We start from the raw sequence: 641 nt of genomic DNA, 5'->3' as shown, positions 1-641 counted from the left end.
AGTAGAATTTATTAGAGAATATTTATATAATAATAATTTTATTGAAATATTTTCTCCAAAAATAATAAGTGCCAGCTTCTGAAGGAGGAGCAGAAGTTTTTGAATTAAACTATTTTAATAGAAAAGCTTATTTAGCACAATCTCCACAATTCTATAAACAAATGGCAATATGTTCTGGATTTGAAAAAGTATTTGAAATTGCACCAGCTTTTAGGGCAGATCCTTCCTTTACATCACGTCATTTAACTGAATTTACATCTTTTGATGTAGAAATTGGATATATAAGTTCACATTATGTTGTAATGAAAGTTTTGGAAGAAATTGTAAAATATACAAATAAAAAAATAAAAGAAAATTTTGAAGATGAAATAAAGAAATATTATAATGTAGATGTATTTATTCCAGAAAATATTCCAAAAATAAAAATGGAAGAAGTATACGAAATTATTGGAAAAAGTAATATAAAAGAAAATGTAGATTTAATATGCTGAAGGAGAAAAAATTCTGGGAGATTATGTTAAAAAAACATATGATAATGAATTTGTATTTATAATNNNNTGGCCCTGGACTGCAGGACCATTTTATCATATGAAGGGAGAACCAATGAAAAATGGAATGATAACAACAAAAAGCTTTGATCT

At 25.4% G+C, this 641-nt stretch carries 3 protein-coding genes (2 of these 3 cut by a window edge); all 3 read left to right on the top strand.

Annotated features, from left to right (window positions below; translation table 11 throughout):
• Tightly spaced (at most 10 nt apart), the 3 genes in view from LUA84_RS04065 to LUA84_RS05105 form a layout consistent with a single transcriptional unit that may run on beyond the window.
• Positions 1–82: the 3' portion of an amino acid--tRNA ligase-related protein gene (locus LUA84_RS04065; RefSeq protein ID WP_457913332.1), read on the top strand. Its footprint begins 68 nt before the window's first position; only the last 82 of its 150 coding nucleotides appear in the window; its start codon lies beyond the left edge, outside the window; the stop codon is at positions 80–82.
• The gene (locus LUA84_RS01345; RefSeq protein ID WP_231434091.1) at positions 69–491 is read left to right on the top strand and encodes an amino acid--tRNA ligase-related protein; all 423 of its coding nucleotides are present in this window, start codon (positions 69–71) and stop codon (positions 489–491) included. Before LUA84_RS04065 ends, LUA84_RS01345 begins: the two co-directional genes overlap by 14 nt.
• A 10-nt stretch (positions 492–501) precedes the next feature.
• Positions 502–641: the 5' portion of an amino acid--tRNA ligase-related protein gene (locus LUA84_RS05105; protein WP_457913331.1), read on the top strand. It continues 49 nt past the right edge of the window; the window shows 140 of its 189 coding nt (coding positions 1–140); the start codon lies at positions 502–504; the stop codon falls past the right edge of the window.

The sequence above is a fragment of the Candidatus Nanopusillus massiliensis genome, from assembly GCF_920984865.1.
Note: the sequence above shows the minus strand (reverse complement) of the source record. Positions and strands in the feature narration are given on the sequence as shown.